Consider the following 6,260-nt stretch of genomic DNA (forward strand, 5'->3'; position numbering starts at 1 on the left):
CTCGATCAGCGGCTCACCACACGGCGATATGCGAATCCGTCCGCGGCTCGGTCCCCCCGCACAGCACGCCGCTGACCGGGTCGCGCAGAATGATCTGCCCACGCCCGTAGTCGGTCAGGTCGCTGTCGGTCTGCACCTTATGCCCGCGCCGCGCCAGTGCATTGACCAAGTCCCGCGAAGCGCCGTGTTCGATGCCGACCTTCATGTCGCCCAGCCATTGCCAGCGCGGTGCGTCCAGGGCCGCCTGGGGGTTGAGGCCGAAGTCCACCAGGTTCATCACCATCTGCACATGGCCCTGGGGCTGCATGTAGCCGCCCATCACGCCGAACGGTCCGAGAGCCTGGCCGTCCTTGGTGAGAAAGCCCGGGATGATGGTGTGGAAGGTTTTCTTGCCCGCGGCCAGGCAGTTGGCGTGGGCCGGATCGAGGCTGAATTCCTGCCCGCGATTCTGCAGGGCGATGCCGCTGTCGGGCAGCACCACGCCGGAGCCGAAGCCGTGATAGTTACTCTGGATGAACGAAACCATATTGCCTTCGGCGTCCGCCGTGGCCAGGTATACCGTGCCGCTGGCGTGGGGGTCGCCGGGCTTGGGCGGCTGCGCCTGTTCACCGATCTGGCTGCGGCGGCGCGTGCTGTAGGCGTCGCTCAGCAGATCGGCCACCGCCACACGCATATGCTGGGGGTCGGTGATGTAGTGCAGGCCGTCGCTGTAGGCGAGCTTCATCGCTTCCAACTGACGGTGCCAGGTCTGTTGGCTGTCGCGGTGATCGAAGCTGAAGCCTTCAAGGATCTTCAGCGTCATCAACGCCACCAGCCCCTGCCCGCTCGGCGGAATTTCCCAGACGTCCACGCCGCGATAATTGATGTGGATCGGCGCCACCCACTGCGCGCGGTAATCCTTGAGGTCGCTGGCGCGCAGGTAGCCGCCGCTGGCGCGGGAGTGCGCGTCAAGGCGCTCGGCCAAGGCGCCGCGATAGAGGCTTTCGCAGCGGGTCGCGGCGAGTTCTTCCAGCGTGCCGGCCTGGGCCGGGTTGCGGAAGATCTGCCCGGCCCGTGGTGCGCGCCCGTCGATCAGGAACGTGTCGAACCAGGCGTCCAGCACCGCGTCGCGATGGGGGCTGAATTCATTCAGGGCGATCTGCCATTGATGGGCGACCACCGGCGACACGGGGAAACCGTCGCGCGCCAGGCTGATCGCCGGTTGCAGCAGTTCGGCAAAGGGCAACTTGCCGAAGCGTTGCGACAGCTCCGCCCAGGCCGATGGACAACCGGGCACGGTGACCGGTGTCCAGCCGTACAGCGGCATCCGCTCATGGCCCGCCGCCTTGACCGCCTCGATGTTCAAGGCGGCCGGCGCGTGGCCGTTGCCGTTCAGGCCGTGCAACTGGCCCTTGCACCACACCAGGGCAAAGGCATCGCCGCCCAGGCCGCAGCCGGTGGGTTCCACCACGGTGAGCGCCGCCGCCGTGGCGATGGCGGCATCGATGGCATTGCCGCCCTTTTGCATGATCTCGATCCCGGCCTGGGCGGCCAGCGGTTGGGACGCCGCGACCATGCCGCGACGGGAGAAGACGCTTTGGCGTTGCGACGGATAAGGGTACTCGTGAGCAGAAAATTTCAACATGGCAAAGGCTCTTCAAAAAAAGTCATAACACGCGGCTGAGAAAGGCTCGGGTACGCGGATGGCTGGGGTGGCTGAAGATCTGTTCCGGCGGGCCCTGCTCGATCAGTTCGCCCTGATCGAGCACCACCACGCGGTCGGCCACTTCACGGGCGAAGCCCATCTCATGGGTGACCACCACCATGGTCATGCCCTCCTCGGCCAGTTCCTTCATCACCTGCAGCACTTCGCCGACGGTTTCCGGGTCGAGGGCGCTGGTGGGTTCGTCGAACAGCATCGCCTGGGGCTTCATCGCCAGCGCGCGGGCGATCGCCACCCGTTGCTGTTGGCCGCCGGAGAGCATCGACGGGTAATGGCAGGCCTTGTCAGCCAGGCCGACCCGCGCCAGCAGGCCACGGGCCTGTTCCAGCGCTTGCGCACGCGGCGTGCCGAGCACCTGGATCGGCGCTTCGATGATGTTTTCCAGCGCGGTCATGTGCGGGAACAGGTTGAAACGCTGGAACACCATGCCGATGTCGCGGCGCTGACGGGCGATGTTGCGCTCTGAATCGCGCACCAGGCTGCCGTCGCTGCGCTCGCGATAACCCATGGCGCGACCGTTGACGCGGATGCGCCCGCCCTGGATGTCTTCCAGCAAATTGATGCAGCGGATAAAGGTGGTCTTGCCGGAGCCGGAGGCGCCGATCAGCACGACTACCTCACCGCGGCGTACTTGCAGCGAGATGCCCTTGAGAATCGGCAATGTACCGAACGACTTGTGGATATCCAGCGCTTCGATGATCAGTTCTTCACTTTGGTGCGCCATGGTTAACGTCCCCTCAGCAATTTCAGGGTGCTGCGCCCGAACAGGCGGCTGGACGCCGTCGGCGGCGCGGTGGGCCGGTCGGACTGGCTGAAGCGCGTCTCCAGCCAGCGTTGGAAAAAGCCCCACAGTGTCGTCAGCGTCAAGAAGTAGAGGGCGACCACCAGGTACAGCTCAAATACGCGGAAGGTCGCCGAGGTGATCATCTGCGTACTGAGCAGCAGCTCCTGCACACCGATCACGCTGACCAGGGTGGTGTTCTTGAGCATCACGTTGAACTCATTGCCCAGCGGCGGCACGATCACGCGGAAGGCCTGGGGCAGCACGATGCGCCGCATCAGCTTGGCGAAGCCCATGCCCAGGGAACGCCCGGCTTCGTATTGGCCCTTGTCCACCGCGCCGATACCGGCGCGGATGATCTCGGCCATGTACGCGCCTTCGTTGAGGCCCAGGGCGATGATGGCCGCCTGGATATTGCCGGGCACGATCAGGCCGAACAGCTCGATATCTTCGAAGCGGAAAATCCCGCCCGCCGCCAATGCGGTGTACAGAAACACGATCTGCACCAGCAACGGCGTGCCGCGCATCAACCACACATAAAAGCGCACCGGCAGGTGCAACAGCGGGTTCTTCGACAAGCGCAACAGCGCCGCCGCCAGCCCCAGCACGCAGCCGAGCAGCATCGCCAGCACGCTGATCAGGCAGGTCAACCAGAGCCCGGTGAGGTACACCCCGCTGGGCTGCAGCAGGTACTGCCAGAACACATCCCAATTGAAATTCATCGCAGGTTTGCCTCAGTCGAGTGTGTCGCTGCTGACATGCCATTTGTCCAGCAACCGCACATAGCTGCCATCGCTGCGCATGTCGCTGATGATCTGCTGCACGGCGGCGGTCAGTTGCGGGTCGTCCTTGCGCATGCCCAGGCCAGTGAGGATGCGACTGAACGCCGGCACGCCTTCCTGGAACAGGTCCGGGGCCATGGCCGCGTAGTAACCGGCGGTTTCCACGGTGGTGCCGTAGGCGTCGACCTGGCTGATGCGCAGGGCCTGGAACGCGTCGGTGTCGGTGTTGTAGACCACCAGCTTCATCGGTGGCTTGCCGGCCTTGGTCAGGCTGTCGTTCTGGGTGTCCAACAGGGTCTTGATGGTGGAACCGTTGAGCACTGCCACTTTGTGCGCGGACAGGTCATCCAGGGTCTTGATGCCCTTGGGGTTGCCCTTGGGCACCACCACCGACTGGCTGGAATACATGTAGTTGACGATGTCGATCACCTGTCGCCGTTCGGGTTTGTCGAACAGTTGATCGACAATCATGTCGCACTGCTGGGCGAGCAACGCCGGCACCAGCCCGGAGAACGGAATCACCCGCCATTGCACCTGTTTGTCGCCCAGGCGCTTGGCGATTTCCACGCCGAGGTCGACGGTGAGCCCGTGCGGTTTCTGGGTTTCGTCGAAGGACACCAGGGGCGGTGAATCCATCCCCGAGCAGTAGATGAGCTTATCGACTTTCTGCAGACGCTCCGGTACCTGGGGCGCAGCGAAGGCCCATGGGGTACAGAGGCCGAGAGAGAGAGCCACCAGCAAGGCGCGGCGTTTATGCATGACCAGACACTCCAGTTCGTTGAATAACGGGGGCAGGACTCAACGTCAACACACAGGCGGGCTTGGGCCCGCTTCTATTGTTCCGATTGCAGGAATTGAATCAGCGCCGGCACGGTGCCTTCGATGTGCTCGCGCACCACAGCTTCGGCGCGCGCCGCGTCACCGGCACGGATGGCGTCGAGGATCACCGCGTGTTCCTGGCGCGCGCTGAGGGGTTTCTCACCGTGTTGCAACCACAAGCGCATGGGCGCCTCGACCAGTGAGTACAACGCCGAAATCTGCTTCATCAGCCGCGGCCGGCCGCTGAGGCTGCACAGGTATTCATGGAACGCGCGGTGCCGGCTGACCCACACGGCGCTTTCGTCGCGGTAGTCGTCCATTTCGTCCAGCAAGCGCTCCAGGGCTGCCAGTTGGCGCTCGCCGATACGACCGACCGCAACACGCACCGCCAGGCCTTCGAGGGCGCTGCGCATCTCGAAGACTTCGTGCAGCTCATCGATATCCAGGCCGCCGACGATGGCGCCGCGGTTGGGGCGCAACGTCACCAGGCCCTGGGCATCCAGGCGGCGGAACGCTTCGCGCACCGGCATGCGGCTCATACCGATTTCACTGGCGATGTCTTCGGCAATCAGGCGGTCGCCCTTGCGGTAGCGGCCGCCGCAAATGGCATTGAGCAGGAAGTTGTAGGCCTCTTCCTCGGCAGTCAGGGGCTGACGGTCAACATAAGCGGGGGCAAATTGCATTCGGCGGTACCTTTGCATTTTTGTATCCAATTATCCATAAATTCAAAAATGCACGAGGCGTGCCAGGTTCTGGCCTGTCGACTTAAGTGATTGATTTAGATGTAGTCGTCGGATACTTCGCAGTCGCCCATCCGATCCTGTCCAGACGATGTGCTACTAAAGAGGACAGTCCATGCACTATCCGTGAGCAGATCGGCAGCACCGTAACAACTGGATCGTCAGGCCCGCGCGCAGACGGCGATGGCGGCACGTGCGGTGTGCGACGGTAACTCGGCGAACAGCGCGTGGTACTCCGCGGCGAAATGGCTGAGGTGATAGAAGCCCCATTGGGCAGCGATATCGCCGATCGAGAGCTCCGACGCGCGGGTGGACATCAAGGTCCGGCGCACACCGTTGAGCCTCACGGAGCGCAGGTAGTTCAGGGGCGTGGTCTCGGCGACCGCGCGAAAGCTGTTCTGCACGGTGCGCCGACTGACTTGCAGGCGCTGGCACAAGTCGTTCACGCTGGGCACGCTGTTCAACTGCGCCGTCGCCAGACGGTGGCATTTCTCGACGATGAAACTGCCCGTGGAACTTGGGCTGCGTTGCTGCTTGTCACAGGCCGGGTCGGTCAAGAGTTGCAGCAGCTCGCCAAGCATGGCCTGTTCCAACGCCTGCTCCCGCTCGCGATCTCGCGTGCTGTCGAGCGCTTCGTGCATCAGGGCCTGGGAGAACATCGCCAGCAAGCGCCGACGAGCGCCGGCAACGCGCTGCGTGGACACGCTGATCACCGGCTGACGCAGCAACTGGCCGACCTCCTTCGCCGACGCCGTTTGCGCCAGTGCCTGCTCGAACAATTCACGCTCGAACGTGATGGACAACAACTCCATGCCCATCGGCATATGGAACATGAACTCCTCGCCACCGTGAAGGAAGAACAGGCTGCTGTCGTCCACCTCCCGCCCCTGCATCCGAACCGAACCCGGCACGGTGATCGGCACCGCAAAACACATCTTGCCTCGCGGCGCCGCGCCGTGTTGCACGACGCGCTGGTTGATCTGCTCGCGAAACACATGGCAACCGGCAGTCGACAGTTGCATGAGCGAACTCTCAGCCGAACCCGCGGTTAATTGACTGTAGTCCTGGCTCCATTCCTCGATGGTGGCCGCATGCACATGGATATCTTGAAAGTGGCTGATGAGCGGGTTAATGAGATGGTCACCCCCAACACCCTGTGAGGGCTACGCTTTCACGGGGTGTTTTGTTTTCGGAGGCCATCATCATGAGCGAGTCAGCACTGATCGGTATCGATCTCGGCAAACATACTTTCCACCTGCACGGCCAGGATAAGTCGGGCCGCGAGGTGTTTCGCAAAAAATGCTCACGGGCGCAGATGATGCAGTTTTTCGGCAATGTGCCGAGCTGTGTCGTGGTGATGGAGGCCTGTGCAGGGTCGCATTTTGTCGCTCGCCAACTGATGGCGATGGGACACACGGCCAAGCTGATTTCCCCGC

6 protein-coding genes and 1 pseudogene are annotated in these 6,260 nt (G+C 63.2%); 1 reads left to right on the top strand and 6 read right to left on the bottom strand.

Annotated elements, in window-relative coordinates:
- Positions 1-13: 13 nt before the first annotated feature.
- The 6 genes from INT12_RS08785 to INT12_RS08810 form a co-directional block, all read right to left on the bottom strand.
- Positions 14-1,624, bottom strand: a complete 1,611-nt coding sequence (locus tag INT12_RS08785) for a gamma-glutamyltransferase family protein (RefSeq protein ID WP_193039654.1) — start codon at positions 1,622-1,624, stop codon at positions 14-16.
- A 22-nt stretch (positions 1,625-1,646) separates the two neighbouring features.
- Positions 1,647-2,426, bottom strand: a complete 780-nt coding sequence (locus INT12_RS08790; protein WP_193039653.1) for an amino acid ABC transporter ATP-binding protein — start codon at positions 2,424-2,426, stop codon at positions 1,647-1,649.
- A gap of 2 nt (positions 2,427-2,428) precedes the next feature.
- Positions 2,429-3,205, bottom strand: a complete 777-nt coding sequence (locus tag INT12_RS08795) for an amino acid ABC transporter permease (RefSeq protein WP_046384099.1) — start codon at positions 3,203-3,205, stop codon at positions 2,429-2,431.
- A 12-nt stretch (positions 3,206-3,217) separates the two neighbouring features.
- A complete protein-coding gene (locus tag INT12_RS08800; RefSeq protein ID WP_046483264.1) occupies positions 3,218-4,024 on the bottom strand; it encodes an ABC transporter substrate-binding protein in 807 nt (268 codons plus the stop codon).
- A 74-nt stretch (positions 4,025-4,098) separates the two neighbouring features.
- Entirely contained in the window at positions 4,099-4,767 is a 669-nt protein-coding gene (locus tag INT12_RS08805; RefSeq protein ID WP_046384101.1) for a GntR family transcriptional regulator, read from the bottom strand.
- A 218-nt stretch (positions 4,768-4,985) separates the two neighbouring features.
- Positions 4,986-5,846: a helix-turn-helix domain-containing protein gene (locus tag INT12_RS08810; RefSeq protein WP_226926078.1), complete on the bottom strand. Its 861-nt coding sequence runs from the start codon at positions 5,844-5,846 to the stop codon at positions 4,986-4,988.
- A 182-nt stretch (positions 5,847-6,028) separates the two neighbouring features.
- On the opposite strand from INT12_RS08810, the pseudogene INT12_RS08815 reads away from it, so the two are divergent.
- Positions 6,029-6,260 (top strand): annotated as a pseudogene (locus INT12_RS08815) (IS110 family transposase); the annotation flags it as partial.

It is taken from the genome of Pseudomonas sp. K8 (assembly GCF_014889455.1).
Classification (GTDB): Bacteria; Pseudomonadota; Gammaproteobacteria; order Pseudomonadales; family Pseudomonadaceae; genus Aquipseudomonas; species Aquipseudomonas veronii.

Coding starts and splice junctions, on each gene's coding strand:
- INT12_RS08790 (WP_193039653.1), bottom strand. CDS start 2,426: ATGGCGCACCAAAGTGAAGAACTGATCATCGAAGCGCTGGATATCCAC.
- INT12_RS08810 (WP_226926078.1), bottom strand. CDS start 5,846: ATGCAACTGTCGACTGCCGGTTGCCATGTGTTTCGCGAGCAGATCAAC.
- INT12_RS08785 (WP_193039654.1), bottom strand. CDS start 1,624: ATGTTGAAATTTTCTGCTCACGAGTACCCTTATCCGTCGCAACGCCAA.
- INT12_RS08805 (WP_046384101.1), bottom strand. CDS start 4,767: ATGCAATTTGCCCCCGCTTATGTTGACCGTCAGCCCCTGACTGCCGAG.
- INT12_RS08795 (WP_046384099.1), bottom strand. CDS start 3,205: ATGAATTTCAATTGGGATGTGTTCTGGCAGTACCTGCTGCAGCCCAGC.
- INT12_RS08800 (WP_046483264.1), bottom strand. CDS start 4,024: ATGCATAAACGCCGCGCCTTGCTGGTGGCTCTCTCTCTCGGCCTCTGT.